Consider the following 16,562-nt stretch of genomic DNA (forward strand, 5'->3'; position numbering starts at 1 on the left):
GGGTACCGTCGCCGCCCTTCCCCACCGTCCCGGCCCAACCCCGCTGGCCGCGCGGCGACATATCGCCCTAAAGTCGCTGAATATGCGCACCGAGGATGTGCTCGCGACCTCCGAGACCGGCGTGTGGACATGGGACGGCGCCCGCGGGGTGATCGCCTTGGACGCGGTCGCGGCCGGGCTCCTCGGGCTGCCGGAGGAGGCGGTGACGCTCCCCGAGTCGGCGGTGCGCGCCCGGCTGGCCACCGAGGACATCATCGAGACCGAGCGCGTGCTCGCGGTGGCCGAGTCGGAGGGGCGGGTGACCGAGGTCAGACAGCGGGTCATCGGCGAGGACGGCACGGTCCTGCGGACCATCAGGTCGCGGCTGCGGCCGATCCGCGACGGTCGGCCCGCGGTGGACGGCATCACCAACGGCATGGTGGGCACGATGGCGGAGGTCCCGGCCGCCCCTGGGCGCCCCGCCTCGATGGAGTGGGACTGGCGGCGCGCGCGGGAGGCGTTCGTCCTCGACGCGGGCCAGGCCCTGTCGGAGGCGCACACGAGCAAGGACGTGATGCGGGTCGCGGGCTCGCTCGCGATGCCGGGCTTCACGCCCGACGGGGTCGCCGTGTTCGTGCAGGAGGGCGACGAGATCCAGCTCGCCGACTACCACGGCGCGTACCTGGACGGCATGGAGGACCGCTACCCCATGCCGATCGACCGCTCCTACCCGGCGGCCGACGTGCTGCGCACGGGGCGCGCGGTGTATCTGGCCACGCCCGACGAGTACGAGCGGCAGTACCCCGAGACATTTCAGTGGGTGAGGCACTTCGAACGCTGCTCGTGGGCGTATCTGCCGCTCGTGGTGGCGGGCCGGGTGACCGGGGTGTGGCTGGTGGCGTTCTCGACGCCCGTGGGGTTCACGATCGAGGACAGGTCGCTCCTGTCGACGATCGCCCGGCTGCTGGCGCAGGCCCTGTCGCGCGCGTTCCTCCAGGACACCGAGCGCGAGCTGGCGGCGGACCTCCAGCACACGATGCGGCCCGGGCCCGCGCCCGGCGTGCCGGGGATGCAGATCGCGACGCGGTATGTGCCGACCGGCGGGGGGCTGCGGGTCGGCGGCGACTGGTACGACGTGATCCCGCTGCCCTCGGGGCGGGTGGCGCTGATCATCGGCGACGTGCAGGGGCACGACGTGCGGGCGGCGGCGGTGATGGCGCAGCTGAGGATCGTGCTGCGGGCGTACGCGTCGGAGGGCCACCACCCGGACGCGGTGCTGTCGCGCGCGTCGCGGTTCCTTTCGGGGCTGACGGCGGAGCCGGATCCGGCGTTCGGGGAGTCGAGGTTCGCGACGTGCCTGTACGCGGAGGTCGATCCTTCGACGGGAACGCTGGAGATCGCGCGCGCCGGGCACCTGGACCCGGCGATGGTGCTCGAGGACGGCACGATGGTGACGCGGCCGACGGCGGGCGGGCTGCCGTTGGGCGTCACGGGCCAGGAGGACTACCCCACGACGCGGCTGATCCTCCAGCCGGGCGAGACGCTGCTGCTGTGCACGGACGGGCTGATCGAGACGGGCAAGCACGACATGGAGACCGGCTGGGCGCGGCTGCGCAAGGCGGTCGAAGGCGCGGGCGGGCTCAAGCTCGACGACCTGGCCGACACGCTCGTCGAAACGGTGCAGGGCGGGCGCGCGCCACGGCCCGGCGACGCGGCGCCGTCGGGGGAGCGGGACCTGGACGACATCGCGCTGGTGCTGTTGCGCCGGACTTCGGCGGCGCGGGCGGGACCCCCCGGGGGCGCGCCGGTGCGGCGCGTGGTGCTGACGATCGCGCAGTCGGAGCCCGCGCGGATCGCGGAGGCGCGCGACCAGCTCGCGGCGCTGCTGCACGACTGGACGCATCAGGAACGGCTCTCGGACGCGGTGCTGATGCTGTCGGAGGTCGTGACGAACGTGCTGACGCACACGGACGGCGACGCGCTGCTCGTCGCCGAGCTGAGCGGGTCGACGGGCGACCGCCTGCTACGGGTCGAGGTCAGCGACCCGAGCGACGAGCCCCCGCACCGCCGCGACCCCGGCGAGCTCGCCTCGTCGGGGCGGGGCCTGCTGCTGATGGACTCGCTGTCCGACGCGTGGGGCTATGCGCCGAGGGGCGCGGGCAAGACGACGTGGTTCGAACTCCACGAGGCGGCCTCCGGCGGTTGAGCCGCGGCGCTTCGCGCCGGGTTTCTTCCCCACCCACCCGCCCTTCCCGAGCGCTCCGCGCCGGGACGTGCGCCTATCGGCGCTCCGCGCCTCGGCGCCGGAACACGAGCTTCGCCGCGCCGGGCGGTGCGATGAGGCGCTCCCGCGCCGGGGGGCGCGCCCGGAGAGGTTCGCGCCGAGCGCGCGAGGGCCGAGGGCCCGGCGCGCGCCCGCCGGACCGCCCGTGCGCGAGCTACGCCCGCCACCGGAACACGCGCTTCGCCGCGCCGGGCTCGCGCCGAGGCGCGGAGCGCCGAGGGGGCGAGGGCTCCCGGGGAGCGGGGCGCAGCCCCGCGACCCCGTGTTCCGACGCGGAGCGTCCGGGAAGGGTGGGTGGGTGGGGAAAAGAACCCGGCGCGAAGCGCCGCGCGCAGGCTACTCGCAGAGATGGGTCACTCCGGGACACGCCCGAGGCGCCCCGCCTGGAAGTCCTCGAAGGCCTGCACAAGCTCCGCGTGCGTGTTCATCACGAACGGCCCGTAGTGCGCGACCGGTTCGCCGATGGGGCGGCCGCCGAGCAGCAGCAGCTCGAGCGACGGCGTGTGCGCGTCCTGGCTCGGGTCCGCCCTGAACGTCACCGACCCGCCGGACCCGAAGACCGCCGTCTGACCCGTGGCGATCGGGCGGCGGTCGGGGCCGACCCCGCCGCGGCCCGCGAGCACGTAGCCGAGGGCGTTGAAGTCCTGCCGCCACGGCAGCGTGACCTCGGCGCCAGGGGCGACCGTCGCGTGGATCATCGTGATCGGCGTGTGCGTGATGCCGGGCCCACCGTGGCCGTCGAGCTCACCCGCGATGAGCCGCAGGAGCGCGCCGCCGTCCTCGTTGGTCAGCAGCGTGATGTTGCCGCCGCCGATGTCCTGGTAGCGGGGGCTGGTCATCTTGTCGGCGGACGGCAGGTTCACCCACAGCTGCACGCCGTGGAACAGGCCGCCCGACATGACGAGCGACTCCGGCGGCGCCTCGATGTGCAGCAGCCCCGAGCCCGCCGTCATCCACTGGGTGTCGCCGTCGCCGATGACGCCGCCGCCGCCCTGGGAGTCCTGGTGCACGAACGTCCCGTCCATCAGATAGGTGACGGTCTCGAAGCCGCGGTGCGGATGCCACGGAGTGCCCTTGGGCTCGCCCGGCGCGTACTCCACCTCGCCCATCTGGTCCATCATGATGAACGGGTCGAGCACGCGGTGGTTGATCCCCGCGAACGCCCTGCGCACGGGGAAGCCCTCGCCCTCGTAGCCGGAGGGCGCGGTGGTCACGGCGCGCACCGGCCTGGCCGCCGTGGTGAGCGCGGGCGTGGTGACGCGCGGCAGGGTCAGGGGGTTCTCGACGGTGATCGCGGGCATGGCGTCCTCCTCGGCGGATGCCAACAGGATAGTTGAACGGTGAACAGTGGTCGAGGGGCCCGCATTCCCCGCCCCGCCCCAGGGCCGCCCCGCGGGCTACCCGTACAGCCGTCGCATCGTGTAGTCGACCATCTCCTCCACGGACTTGGCGTCGAGCACGATCCGGTGCTCGCCCTCCATGTCGAGCGCGAAGCCGTAGCCCGTCGGCAGCAGGTCGAGCACCTCGCCGCCGGTCACCGTGAAGTAGCGCGACTCCTTGCCCGCGTAGCGGCGCAGCTCCTTGAGCGACGTGAACAGCGGGATCACCGGCTGCTGGGTGTTGTGCAGCGCGAGGAATCCGGGGTTCTCGCCGCGCGGGCAGTAGATCTTGGCGCCCAGGAAGATGTCGTGGAACTCGTCGCTCGCCATCGCGCCCGAGGTGTACGCCCTGAGCGCGTCCGCCAGCGAGGGGGGCGCGGGCGGAGCCGAGGGCGCCGACTGCTCGGGATAGAGCTGCTGGCCGCCGTATCCGGCCGCCGCGGGCTGCTGCTGGCCCCCGTAGGGCTGCTGTCCGGCGTACCCGGACTGGTCGTAGCCGTACATGTGAGAAAGAGTACTGACCCACAGGTGGCCTGATTCAGCTTGCTTCTTATTACCGATGGGTAGCATCATGGTGTTACCAGCCGGTACCCGACACGTACGGAGTCGTCGCCATGGGGCACTACAAGTCGAATCTCCGCGACATCGAGTTCAACCTGTTCGAGGTCCTCGGCCGCGACGCGGTGTACGGGACGGGTCCCTTCGGCGACCTCGACACCGACACCGCCAAGAGCATGCTCACGGAGATCGCGCGCCTGGCCGAGGGCGAGCTCGCGGCCTCGTACGCCGAGTCGGACCGCACGCCGCCCGTCTTCGACCCCGAGACGCACACCGCGCCCGTGCCCGAGGCGTTCAGGAAGAGCTTCCGCGCGTACATGGACGCCGAGTGGTGGCGCATGTCCATCGGCGAGGAGCTGGGCGGCCTCACCGCGCCGCGCTCGCTGATCTGGGCCGCGGGCGAGCAGGTCCTGGGTGCGAATCCGGCCATCTGGATGTATGCGTCGGGGCCGACGTTCGGGCGCGTGCTGTACGACGAGGGCACCGAGGAGCAGCGGAAGATCGCGCGGCTCATGGTGGACCGCCGGTGGGGCTCCACGATGGTGCTCACCGAGCCCGACGCGGGCTCCGACGTGGGCGCGGGCCGGGCCAAGGCGATCCGCCAGGAGGACGGCACCTGGCACATCGAGGGCGTCAAGCGCTTCATCACGTCGGGCGAGCACGACCTGACGGAGAACATCGTGCATTACGTGCTGGCCCGCCCCGAGGGCCACGGCCCCGGCACCAAGGGGCTCTCGCTCTTCATCGTCCCGAAGTTCGACTTCGACTGGGACACCGGCGCCCTCGGCGAGCGGAACGGCGTGTACGCCACGAACATCGAGCACAAGATGGGCCTCAAGGTGTCCAACACGTGCGAGATGACCTTCGGCGCCCATGGCCGCCCGGCCAAGGGCTGGCTGCTCGGCGAGAAGCACGACGGCATCCGCCAGATGTTCAAGATCATCGAGTTCGCGCGGATGATGGTCGGCACCAAGGCGATCGCCACCCTCTCCACCGGCTACCTGAACGCCCTGGCCTACGCCAAGGAGCGCGTCCAGGGCCCCGACCTCACGCAGTTCGCGGACAAGACCGCCCCGCGCGTCACGATCACGCACCACCCCGATGTGCGCCGCTCGCTCATGACGCAGAAGGCGTACGCCGAGGGCATGCGCGCCCTCGCGCTGTACACCGCGAGCGTCCAGGACGAGATCCTGCTCAAGCGCGCCGCGGGCGAGGACGCCGCCGCCGCCGAGGCGCTGAACGATCTGCTGCTCCCCATCGTCAAGGGCTACGGCTCCGAGCGCTCCTACGAGCAGCTGGCGCACTCCCTCCAGACGTTCGGCGGCTCGGGGTATCTCCAGGAGTACCCCGTCGAGCAGTACATCAGGGACGCCAAGATCGACACCCTCTACGAGGGCACCACCGCGATCCAGGGCCAGGACTTCTTCTTCCGCAAGATCGTGCGGAACGAGGGCGCCGCCCTCACCGCGCTCGCCGAGGAGATCAAGAAGTTCCTGGCCGAGGCGCCAGGCGGCGAGGAGCTGGCCGCCGCGCGGGACCAGCTCAGCAAGGCCGTGGGCGAGCTCGAGGCCACCGTCGGCGTGCTGCTGACCGACCTGGCCGCCACCGAGAAGGACGTCCGCGCCCTCTACAAGGTGGGCCTCAACACCACGTCGTTCCTCCTGGCCTCTGGCGATGTCGTCGTCGGCTACCTGCTGCTGCGCGGCGCCGCCGTGGCCGCCGCCAAGCTGCCGGGCGCGAGCCCGAAGGACACGGCGTTCTACCAGGGGAAGATCGCCGCGGCCCGGCACTTCGCGGCCACCGTGCTGCCCGCCGTCGCGGTGGCGAGGACCGTCGCGCAGACGACCGACCTCTCCCTGATGGACCTGGACGAAGCCGCCTTCTGACCCGTTCCCCCCACCCCCCGGTGCCGCGGCCCCGCCCACACCCCCCCGGGCGGGGCCGCGGCGGCGCGTGGGCACGGGTGGGGCTCTGGCGCACGTTCGTATGCTGAAGACATGACTGCACCGTTCGACCGTGCCCACACGGATGACCTCATGGGTTTCCTCTCCGGCTCGCCGTCGCCGTACCACGCGGTGGCCAACGCCGCGGGGCGGCTGGAGAAGGCGGGGTTCCGGCAGGTCGACGAGACGGCCGCGTGGGACGGTGCGGCGGGCGGCAGGTTCGTGCTGCGCGGCGGGGCGCTGATCGCCTGGTTCGTCCCCGAGGGCGCCGAGCCCGCCACCCCGTTCCGCGTCCTGGGCGCCCACACCGACTCCCCCAACCTCCGGATCAAGCCGGTGCCCGACACGGGCCGCCTCGGCTGGAAGCAGCTGGCCGTCGAGATCTACGGCGGCACCCTGCTCAACACCTGGCTCGACCGCGACCTCGGCCTCTCGGGGCGGCTCGCCCTGCGCGACGGCTCCGACGTCCTCATCCACATCGACCGCCCCCTGCTGCGCGTCCCGCAGCTCGCCATCCACCTCGACCGCGGGGTCAACGACGGGCTCACCCTGGACCGCCAGCGCCACATGACGCCCATCTGGGGCCTGGGAACGCCGCGCGAGGGCGAGTTGATCGAGTTCCTGGCCGCCGAGGCGGGGCTCGAGGCGCGCGACGTCCTCGGCTGGGACCTCATGGCGCACAGCGTCGAGCCGCCCGCCTATCTGGGCCGGGGGCGTGAGCTGCTCGCGGGCCCGCGCATGGACAACCTCATGTCCGTGCACGCCGCCACCGCCGCGCTGACCGCCGCCGCGGCGGGCGAGCCACGCCACATCCCGGTGCTCGCCGCGTTCGACCACGAGGAGAACGGCAGCACGTCCGACACCGGCGCCGAAGGGCCCCTGCTCGGCACCGTGCTGCACCGCTCCGTGCACGCGCGCGGCGGCGGCTACGAGGAGCGGACCCGCGCCCTTGCCGGGTCGTTCTGCCTGTCATCGGACACCGGCCACGCCGTCCACCCCAACTACCCCGAGCGGCACGACCCCGACCACCACCCCAGGGCGGGCGGCGGCCCGATCCTCAAGGTCAACGTCAACCAGCGCTATGCCACCGAAGGGCGGGGCCGCGCCGAGTTCGCCGCCGCGTGTGAACGGGCTGGCGTGCCCTGGCAGTCGTTCGTGTCCAACAACGCCATGCCGTGCGGCACCACCATCGGGCCCATCACCGCCGCCCGGCACGGCATCGCCACCGTCGACGTCGGCGCCGCGATCCTCTCGATGCACTCGGCGCGCGAGCTGTGCGGGGCGGCCGACCCGTATCTGCTCGCCAACGCGATGACGGCGTTCCTGCTGCCCTGACGCGGCGTCGGGCCCTCTCTCCTCGCCCTCTCCTCGGCCGTCTCCGTCGCTCTCTCTGTCGCCGATCCGACGACAGCCTGTCACGCTCCCGTGAAACCCGTACGCCATCGTGGAGTTCACGGGGGCGGTCGGCACCGCACTGCACGGCGGTGCCGACCGGCCCCGTCAACCGCACCGCTGGTGGCTGGGGACCGCACCGGCCCCCTAGGATTCGTCTCCAGAAGGATTCACCGGCCACGCCCGCGCGGCGTAACGTGTGAACTCCCACCCAGCGACGAACCGCCACGAGGGGTCCCGTGACCGTGCACCCGAGCCTTCAGCCGTCCATCGATGCCTGGACCCACACCATCGAGGCGATATCCGAGCTCGTCTCCTCGCTGGTGGACGGCGAATGGAACCGCCCGACCGAGTGCCCGGGCTGGTCGATCAGGGACGTGGTCTCCCATGTGATCGGCGGCGAGTGCGAGGCACTCGGCGACCCGCGCCCGATCCACACCCTGCCCCGCGACCTGTACCACGTCATCGACGAGACCACCCGCTACCTCGAGGTCCAGGTCGACGTCAGGCGCCACCACACCGGGCCCGAGATGACGAGCGAGCTCGAGTACACGATCATCCGCCGCGCCCGCCAGCTGCGGAACGAGCGGCGCAAGCCCGAGGACAACGTCTCCCATCCGCTCTACGGGCAGCTGCCGTTGCACGCGTTCCTCGACACCCGCGTCTTCGACATCTGGACCCACGAGCAGGACATCCGCCGCGCGCTGCGCAAGCCGGGCGGCCTCGACAGCCCCGCCGCCCACGTGGCGCGCGACGTGCTGCTCAAGCGGCTGCCCAAGGTGATCGCCGAGGACGCGGGCGCGCCCAAGAAGTCGGCCGTGGTCTTCGACGTCGGCGGCCCGATCGAGTTCCTGAGGACCGTCCGCGTCGACGAGAACGGCAACGGCACGGTGGACAGCAGCCCTTCGCTCGGCCCGATCGTGACCTTCACCATGGACTGGGAGACGTTCACACGGCTGGCCGCGGGGCGCGCGAAGGCCCGGCGGATCGGTGACAAGGTCAAGATCGAGGGCGACGCCGCGCTGGCCGAGCGGATCCTCGCCAGCTTCACCCCCGCGCACTGAGCGCGCCGGCCGGACGCGCGGGGCCCGCACCCCCGGCCGGTCGCCGGTCAAGCCCTGTCGTCGGTCGGCGTCGTCAGTCGGCCAGCGGCTCGTCGCCGGTGGAGACGGTGAGGACGATGTCCTCCTGCTCCTCGTCGTCGGGGTTGTAGGGCTCGTTGCTCGGCGGGCTCTGCTCGACGACCATGCCCTCGCCCTTGATGACCTCGTCCTTGTACTGGACCTGCTCGTCGTAGTACCAACCGGCCGCCTGGATGCACGCCTTGACCGAGTCGATGTGGACGTCGTAGAAGTCGGGCATCGAGATCGCGCCCGGGTACTCGTCCTGGTTCCAGTGCTGCGGGGCGTTGACGCACATGTCCGGGTTGATGACCTGCTCGGGGTCGCCGTCGACATGGCGGCGCGTCGGCGCGTCGGTCGGCGCGTCGCCGCCCGAACCCCCCTCGGGATCCTCGGTGCCGACAGTCCCGCCCGTGCTCTCCCCGGCCTCCGCGCCTCCGTCGTCGCCGCCCTGGCTGAGCACCACGACGATCGCCACCGCGGCGACCAGCGCGATCGCCACCACCGCGGCGGTCACCACCATCCACGCGCTGCGGCCCTCGCCGCCGCCCTGCCCGCCGCCGTTCGAGGTCACCGTCGCGTGCCCCGGGCCGAACGGCGGCGGGGTGCTCGGCGCCCCGCTCTGCGGATAGCCGTAGCCGCCCGCGGGCGGGGTGGGCGCGTACGGCGACGCGATCGGCGCCCCGGGGGCGGTGCCTGGCGCGGCACCCGGCGGCGTCGGGCCGCCGAACTCGGGGAAGACGGCGTGCGAAACGGCCGCCCCGCTGTTCGTCGGCGTCTGCGCGCCCGGCACGATCCGCGGCGCGGTGCCCGTGAGGGACCCGGCGACGCGCAGGCACTCGGCGCGGAACGTTTCGGCGGAGGGGAAGCGCTCGTTGGGGTTCTTCTTGAGCGCGGTGGCCACCAGGGCGTCCACGGCGGGCGGCACGGCGGCGTTGATCGACGAGGGCGCGGGCGGCTCCTCCTGCACATGCGCGTAGGCGATGGCGAGCGGGGAGTCCGCGTCGAACGGGAGCCGCCCGGTCAGCAGCTCGAAGAGCATGACGCCCACCGAGTACAGGTCGGAGCGGGCGTCGACGCCGCGGCCCAGGGCCTGTTCGGGGGAGAGGTACTGCGGGGTGCCGACCACCATGCCGGTCTGGGTCATCGCCGTGACGCCCGACTGCATCGCGCGGGCGATGCCGAAGTCCATGACCTTGACGACGTTCCTGCGGTTCAGCATGACGTTGCCGGGCTTGATGTCCCGGTGGACCAGGCCCATCTCGTGGCTGATGTCGAGCGCGGCCAGCACATCGGCGGTGATCGTCAGCGCCTTGTCGGCGGGCATCGCGCCGAACTGGGCGATGTCGCGCTCCAACTCGTCGCGCAGCGGCCGACCCTCGACGTACTCCATGACGATGTACGGCACGGGCCCGTCGCCTATCCGGTCCTCGCCCGTGTCGAAGACGGAGACGATGTTGGTGTGGGAGAGCTTCGCGACCGACTGCGCCTCGCGCTTGAAGCGGTCGCGGAACGCGTCCTCGCGCCCCAGCTCCGAGTGCATCGTCTTGATCGCGACGTGCCGCTCGAGAACGGTGTCGTAGGCCAGGTGGACCGACGCCATGCCGCCCGTCCCGAGCAGATCCTGCAAGACGTAACGGCCGCCCCCCACGGAGCGCCCGCTGTGGTCACCAGGCGGCCGCGCGTGGTCACTCATCCGACTGTTCCCCCTAGGCGACGTCCTGCCTGTGCGCCGGTCCCGAGCACAGGTCCACGCCGCGCATAATACGGACCCGGTTGTCCGCCTCAAGTCTGCCGCAGCGTCCAGGCACGTCAAGCACGTTGTCCTTTCCGTGACCGGCCCCCGAGGGCCCAACTTGTCAGTGTGCCCTCCGAACGGGTTTGATGGCCGGGGGAGCAGGCGACTACCGGCGAGGATCGATGGCACAGGACCAGGGCCCCAGGGGCCCCGGCGACGAGGAGTCCGGAGCCGGCGGCGAAGGGCCCGACTCCCCGGAGCGCTGGGGGAACAACGGCCTGGTCGGCGACGGCCGTTACCGGCTGACCCACCGCCTGGGCCGCGGCGGCATGGCCGAGGTCTTCGCCGCCGAGGACGTCCGCCTCGGGCGGACCGTCGCGGTCAAGCTGCTCCGCTCCGACCTGGCGCAGGACCCCGTCTCCAAGGCCCGCTTCACGCGCGAGGCCCAGTCGGTCGCCGGGCTCAACCACCACGCGGTCGTCGCGGTCTACGACTCGGGCGAGGAGCCCGTCGGCACGAGCCTCGTCCCCTACATCGTGATGGAGCTGGTCGACGGCAAGACGATCAGGGACCTGCTGATCGACGCCGAAGGCCCGCCCGCGACCCAGGCGTTGATCATCGTCTCGGGCGTCCTGGAGGCCCTGGCCTACAGCCACCACCACGGCATCGTGCACCGGGACATCAAGCCCGCGAACGTCATCATCACCGACACCGGCACGGTCAAGGTGATGGACTTCGGCATCGCCCGCGCGCTGCACGGCGCCGCGCAGACCATGACCCAGACCGGCATGGTGATGGGCACCCCGCAGTACCTCTCCCCCGAGCAGGCGCTGGGCAAGCCGATCGACACCAGGTCCGACCTGTACGCCGTGGGCTGCCTGCTGTTCGAGCTGCTGACGCTGCGCCCGCCGTTCATCGGCGAGAGCCCGCTCGCCGTGGTGTACCAGCATGTCCAGGACATGCCGCGGCTGCCGTCCGAGCTGTCGCCGAGCGCGCCGCCCGAGCTCGACGGGCTGGTGATGCGTTCGCTGGCCAAGGACCCGGACGACCGCTTCCAGTCGGCCGAGGAGATGCGCGGGCTCGTCCAGTACGCGCTGCGGATGCTGGAGGAGCACGGCGGCCACACCGCGGGCCTGTGGAACACCGGCTCGGTCACCGGTGGCGCCACGCCGCCCATGGGCACCGCGGGCACGGCGGGCGCGGGCGTCACCGCGGCGACCCGGATGGGCGCGACGGGCCAGTACCCCGCGCCGATGACGCTGGGCGGCCCGGGCGGCGGCGACCCCGACGACGGTTACAGGGCCGAGGGCAGGGGGCGGCGCGGCCGGATGCTGCTCGTGGCCCTGCTCGCGGTGGTCGCCATCGGCACCGGCGTGCTCATCGCCGCGAACCTCGGCGGCGGCGACACGGACGACCAGTCGCCCGGCGGCTCGGAGACGAGCGAGAGCGTGGAGCCGAGCGACGACGCGTCGCGGCCCGAGCCGAGCGAGACCGAGGGCAGCGAGGCGCCGACCGACGAGGACGACGACTGGTCCCCGCCGCACGACGACGACGGCGACCCGACCGAGACGGGCTCGGAGACGCCGTCCGAGAGCGAGTCGGAGGAGCCGAGCTCGCCCGAGGAGCCCACGGAGCCCGAGGAGCCCACCGAGCCGACCGACCCGGAGGAGCCCACCGAGCCCGAGGAGCCCACCGAGCCGACCGACCCGGAGGACCCGGGCGACCCGGGCGGCCCCGGCGGCGACATCGAGGGGCCCGAGGGCGGCATCGACACCACGACGGGGCTGGGTGGCTGACCCGGCGACCGCGCTCTCCCCGCGTACGCTGCACCACCTGCTGCGCCGCTACGGCGTGGGCGAGCCCGTCGCGTGCGCGCGCGTCGCCGAGGGGCTGCTCAACCACGGCTACCGGCTGGCCACCACACGCGGCCACTTCTTCCTCAAGCACCACATCGGCGGCGACCCCGAGACCGTGATACCCCTGGTCGCCCAGCACCGCGCCACCGCCGAGCTCGCGGCGCTCGGCCTGCCCGTCGCGCCGCCGCTCGCCGACCGCGAGGGCCGCACCGTCGCCGTCCACGGCGGGCGCTGCTACGCCCTGCACCCCTGGGTCGAGGGCCGCCACCGTGACGGCCGCCAGCTCAACGGGGGCCAGAGCCGCCGCCTCGGCGCGCTCCTCGGGCGCGTGCACCGGGCGCTCGAGATCGTGATAGCGCGCTCGCCCATGCGGCGCGCGCCCGCGTATGACGCGGCGACGCCCACGCACACCGACGCCGTGATCGACCTGCTGCTCTCCCGCGTCCGCGGCCTGGCGCGGCGCAGCTGCTTCGACGAGCTGGCCGAGCACCGGCTGCTCGAACGCCGCGCGCTGCTGCGGGACCTCGCCCATCTGCGGCCAGGGGCCGAGGAGGTGCCCGCGCGCGGCTGGGTGCACGGCGACTTCCACCCGCTCAACCTGCTTTACCGCGCCGAGGGGCCCGTGGAGCCCGTGGCCATCGTGGACTGGGACCGCCTGGGCGTGCGCCCCCGCGCGGAGGAGACGGTGCGCGCCGCCGTGATCTTCTATCTGCTCCCCGACGGCAGCCTCGAGCTGGCGAAGATCCGGGCGTACGCCCGCGCGTACCGCGAGGCGACGGGCGCGTCCCCCGCCGAACTGGCCGCGGCCGTGCGCCGGGTGTGGTGGGAGCGGCTGAACGACTTCTGGATGCTGCGCTGGCACTACGAACGCGGCGACCTCCGCCCCGACCCGCAGTTCCCCGCCGCGGCCGCCCTGGTGGTGTGGTGGACGCGCAACGCCCGCGCGGTCACGGATGCGTTCTGCGAGTAGCCCCGTCCGGGCGGACTTCGGGGAGCCGGACAGCAGCTCGCGGACCGGGCGCACCTCCCTGGGGGCACCTCCCGGACGACGCGCCGGACAGGCGCTACGCGGAGAAGCGGCGGCGTTCGGCCTGGTGGCGGGCCACGTACGCGGCGGCCTGCGAGCGGCGTTCCATGCCCAGCTTGGCCAGCACGCTCGACACATAGTTCTTGACGGTCTTCTCGGCGAGGTGCAGCCGCTCGCCGATCGCGCGGTTGGTCAGGCCGTCCCCGATGAGGTCGAGGATGCGGCGCTCCTGGTCGGTGAGCTGGGACAGCCGCTCGTCGCCCTCGCCCGGGCCGCCGCGCAGCCTGGCCAGCACGCGCCGCGTGGCGTCGGGGTCGAGCAGCGACCTGCCCGCGGCCACGTCCCGCACGGCGGAGAGGAGCTCGGTGCCGCGGATCGCCTTGAGGACATAGCCGGACGCGCCCGCGACGATCGCGTCGAACAGCGCCTCGTCGTCGGCGTACGACGTCAGCATCAGACACTTGATCGACTCGTCCCGCGCACGGATGTCGCGGCACACCTCGACGCCGTTGCCGTCGGGGAGCCTGACGTCGAGCACGGCGACGTCGGGGCGGGCCGGGGGGATGCGGGCGATGCCGTCCGCCGCGGTCCCGGCCTCGCCGACGACCTCGATGTCCGGCTCCCCGACGAGGAGTTCGCGCACTCCGCGGCGGACGACCTCGTGGTCATCGAGGAGGAATACGGTGATTTTTCCCTCTTCGGACACGGGGTCAGTCTCACACAGGAGCGGCTTCCGCGCGCTGCCGCACTCTTCCCGTGCCCTGGTTGGCCGGGTTAACGTGCAGGTGTTCTCGGGCCCTGCGAGGCTGGGACAAGCACCACGAGGCACGCCGTCCCCAAGTACTTGGATTTCCAGGTAAATCCGCAGGTCAGGGGCGCTTTCACGGCTTGTGGACCCACTGGGTACCGTGCTCTTATGGGGCCGTCGACAGGGACGAGAGCGGGAGCCATGACCGACCGGTCACCTCCGCGGCGCACACACCCCCGTGCGCCGCACGTGACCGGACCGGCCGCACTGGTCACCCGGTGGACCCCGGGGGCCGGACCGACGGAGGAGCACGAGTGACCGTGGAAAGCACCGCCGCGCGCGGGAAGCCACGCCGCGCCGCGGCACAGAGGACGGCCGCGAAGAAGACGGGCACCAAGCAGGCCGCGAAGACGGCCGCGGCCCCCGGGACGGCACAGGCGGGACAGTCGGCGCAGGCGCCCGAGATGGTGCAGCTGCTGACGCCCGAGGGCGAGCGGGTCGAGCACCCGGACTACGCCGTGGAGACCACCCCGGGGCAACTGCGCGATCTCTACCGGGACATGGTCCTCACCCGCCGTTTCGACGCGGAGGCCACGGCGTTGCAGCGCCAGGGCGAGCTCGGCCTGTGGCCCTCGCTGCTCGGCCAGGAGGCCGCGCAGATCGGCTCGGGGCGCGCGCTGCGCGACTCCGACTACGTCTTCCCGACCTACCGCGAGCACGGCGTCGCCTGGTGCCGCGGGGTGGACCCGACGCTGCTGCTCGGGATGTTCCGCGGCGTGAACCACGGCGGCTGGGACCCCAACAGCAACAACTTCCACCTCTACACCATCGTCATCGGCGCCCAGACCCTGCACGCCACGGGCTACGCGATGGGCGTGGCCAAGGACGGCGCGGACACGGCCGTGGTCGCGTACTTCGGCGACGGCGCGTCGAGCCAGGGCGACGTGGCGGAGGCGTTCACGTTCGCCGCCGTGTACAACGCCCCCGTGGTCTTCTTCTGCCAGAACAACCAGTGGGCCATCTCCGAGCCCATCGAGCGCCAGACCCGGGTGCCGCTCTACCAGCGCGCCGCGGGCTACGGCTTCCCCGGTATCCGCGTGGACGGGAACGACGTCCTCGCCGTCCTCGCCGTGACGCGCGCCGCCGCCGAGCACGCCCGCACGGGGCAGGGGCCGACGCTGGTGGAGGCGTTCACCTACCGGATGGGCGCGCACACCACGTCGGACGACCCCACGCGCTACCGCGACAAGGAGGAGCTGGCGGCGTGGGAGGGCAAGGACCCGATATTGCGTCTGCGGCGGCTGCTCGAGCGGGAGAGCGCGGCGGACGAGGCGTTCTTCGCCGACCTCGACGCGGAGAGCGACGCGCTCGCCAAGCGCGTGCGGGAGTCCATCCGCACCATGCCCGACCCTGATGGCATGGCCATGTTCGAGCACACCTACGCCGACGGCCACACGCTGGTGGACGAGGAGCGCGCCCAGTACGCGACCTATCTGGCGTCCTTCGCCGATCACGAGGGGAACTGACATGGCCGCGGAGAAGATGGCGCTCGCCAAGGCGCTGACGTCCTCGCTGCGCACGGCGTTGGACAGCGACCCCAAGGTCCTGGTGATGGGCGAGGACGTGGGCAAGCTCGGGGGGGTCTTCCGGGTCACGGACGGGCTCCAGAAGGACTTCGGCGAGGAGCGCGTGATCGACACGCCGCTGGCCGAGTCGGGCATCATCGGCACGGCGATCGGCCTGGCCCTGCGCGGGTACCGGCCGGTCGCGGAGATCCAGTTCGACGGCTTCGTCTTCCCCGCGTACGACCAGATCGTGACGCAGCTGGCGAAGATGCACGCGCGGTCGCTCGGCACGGTCAAGCTGCCGGTCGTCATCCGCATCCCCTACGGCGGCGGCATCGGCGCGGTCGAGCACCACAGCGAGTCGCCCGAGTCGCTGTTCGCGCATGTCGCGGGCCTGAAGATCGTGACGCCTTCGGACGCGTCGGACGCGTTCTGGATGCTGCGCCAGGCGATCGAGTGCGACGACCCGGTGATCTTCCTCGAGCCCAAGGCCCGTTACTGGGAGAAGGGCGAGGTGGACCCCTCGGGCATCCCGGGGCCGCTGCACGCCGCGCGCGTGGTGCGCGAGGGCCGCGACCTGACGCTCGCCGCGTACGGGCCGAGCGTGAAGACGTGCCTGGCCGCCGCCGCGGCGGCCGAGGAGGACGGGACGTCGCTCGAGGTGCTCGACCTGCGGTCGGTCTCGCCGATCGACTTCGACGCGATCCAGCGGTCGGTGGAGAGGACCCGCCGTCTTGTGGTGGTGCACGAGGCGCCGGTCTTCTTCGGCTCGGGGGCGGAGGTGGCCGCCCGTATCACGGAACGCTGCTTCTACCATCTGGAAGCCCCGGTCCTGCGGGTCGGTGGCTTCCACGCGCCGTATCCGCCGGCGCGCCTGGAGGAGGAGTACCTCCCCGGGCTCGACAGGGTGCTGGACAGTGTCGACCGCGCCTTGGCGTACTGAGTGATGGCAGAGGCTGAGGAGAGCCGTGA

At 72.5% G+C, this 16,562-nt stretch carries 12 protein-coding genes; 8 read left to right on the top strand and 4 right to left on the bottom strand.

Annotation, left to right across the window (positions count from 1 at the left end; translation table 11 throughout):
- Window positions 1-82 precede the first annotated feature (82 nt).
- A complete protein-coding gene (locus tag D7318_RS04300) occupies window positions 83-2,185 on the top strand; it encodes an ATP-binding SpoIIE family protein phosphatase (protein ID WP_120695477.1) in 2,103 nt (700 codons plus the stop codon).
- A 431-nt stretch (window positions 2,186-2,616) separates the two neighbouring features.
- Here D7318_RS04300 and D7318_RS04305 read toward each other — a convergent pair whose 3' ends face one another.
- Window positions 2,617-3,564: a pirin family protein gene (locus D7318_RS04305; protein ID WP_120695478.1), complete on the bottom strand. Its 948-nt coding sequence runs from the start codon at window positions 3,562-3,564 to the stop codon at window positions 2,617-2,619.
- Window positions 3,565-3,660: 96 nt separating this feature from the next.
- Entirely contained in the window at window positions 3,661-4,146 is a 486-nt protein-coding gene (locus tag D7318_RS04310; protein ID WP_120695479.1) for an SseB family protein, read from the bottom strand.
- Between the two features lie 110 nt (window positions 4,147-4,256).
- Between D7318_RS04310 and D7318_RS04315 the strand changes: the two genes are divergently transcribed.
- From D7318_RS04315 to D7318_RS04325, 3 genes are all read left to right on the top strand, one after another.
- The gene (locus D7318_RS04315) at window positions 4,257-6,086 is read left to right on the top strand and encodes an acyl-CoA dehydrogenase (RefSeq protein WP_120695480.1); all 1,830 of its coding nucleotides are present in this window, start codon (window positions 4,257-4,259) and stop codon (window positions 6,084-6,086) included.
- A 111-nt stretch (window positions 6,087-6,197) separates the two neighbouring features.
- Entirely contained in the window at window positions 6,198-7,478 is a 1,281-nt protein-coding gene (locus tag D7318_RS04320) for a M18 family aminopeptidase (protein WP_120695481.1), read from the top strand.
- A 296-nt stretch (window positions 7,479-7,774) separates the two neighbouring features.
- Complete coding sequence (locus tag D7318_RS04325) at window positions 7,775-8,599, top strand: maleylpyruvate isomerase family mycothiol-dependent enzyme (RefSeq protein ID WP_120695482.1); 825 nt, start codon at window positions 7,775-7,777, stop codon at window positions 8,597-8,599.
- Between the two features lie 73 nt (window positions 8,600-8,672).
- On the opposite strand, the gene D7318_RS04330 is transcribed toward D7318_RS04325, so the two are convergent.
- Window positions 8,673-10,352: a Stk1 family PASTA domain-containing Ser/Thr kinase gene (locus D7318_RS04330; RefSeq protein WP_120695483.1), complete on the bottom strand. Its 1,680-nt coding sequence runs from the start codon at window positions 10,350-10,352 to the stop codon at window positions 8,673-8,675.
- 224 nt (window positions 10,353-10,576) lie between these two features.
- On the opposite strand from D7318_RS04330, the gene D7318_RS04335 reads away from it, so the two are divergent.
- On the top strand, window positions 10,577-12,190 hold the full coding sequence (locus D7318_RS04335) for a protein kinase domain-containing protein (protein WP_120695484.1): 1,614 nt from the start codon (window positions 10,577-10,579) through the stop codon (window positions 12,188-12,190).
- Window positions 12,183-13,220 carry a phosphotransferase gene (locus tag D7318_RS04340; RefSeq protein WP_120695485.1) on the top strand — a complete coding sequence of 346 codons (1,038 nt, stop codon included), beginning with the start codon at window positions 12,183-12,185 and terminating at the stop codon, window positions 13,218-13,220. Before D7318_RS04335 ends, D7318_RS04340 begins: the two co-directional genes overlap by 8 nt.
- A 94-nt stretch (window positions 13,221-13,314) precedes the next feature.
- On the opposite strand, the gene D7318_RS04345 is transcribed toward D7318_RS04340, so the two are convergent.
- Window positions 13,315-13,983, bottom strand: a complete 669-nt coding sequence (locus tag D7318_RS04345; RefSeq protein ID WP_120695486.1) for a response regulator — start codon at window positions 13,981-13,983, stop codon at window positions 13,315-13,317.
- A gap of 356 nt (window positions 13,984-14,339) precedes the next feature.
- Between D7318_RS04345 and pdhA the strand changes: the two genes are divergently transcribed.
- Window positions 14,340-15,551 carry a pyruvate dehydrogenase (acetyl-transferring) E1 component subunit alpha gene (pdhA, locus tag D7318_RS04350; RefSeq protein WP_120695487.1) on the top strand — a complete coding sequence of 404 codons (1,212 nt, stop codon included), beginning with the start codon at window positions 14,340-14,342 and terminating at the stop codon, window positions 15,549-15,551.
- A 1-nt stretch (window position 15,552) separates the two neighbouring features.
- Complete coding sequence (locus D7318_RS04355) at window positions 15,553-16,533, top strand: alpha-ketoacid dehydrogenase subunit beta (RefSeq protein ID WP_120695488.1); 981 nt, start codon at window positions 15,553-15,555, stop codon at window positions 16,531-16,533.
- Window positions 16,534-16,562 lie beyond the last annotated feature (29 nt).

The organism is Streptomyces radicis (genome assembly GCF_003626575.1).
Taxonomy (GTDB): Bacteria; Actinomycetota; Actinomycetes; order Streptomycetales; family Streptomycetaceae; genus Streptomyces; species Streptomyces radicis.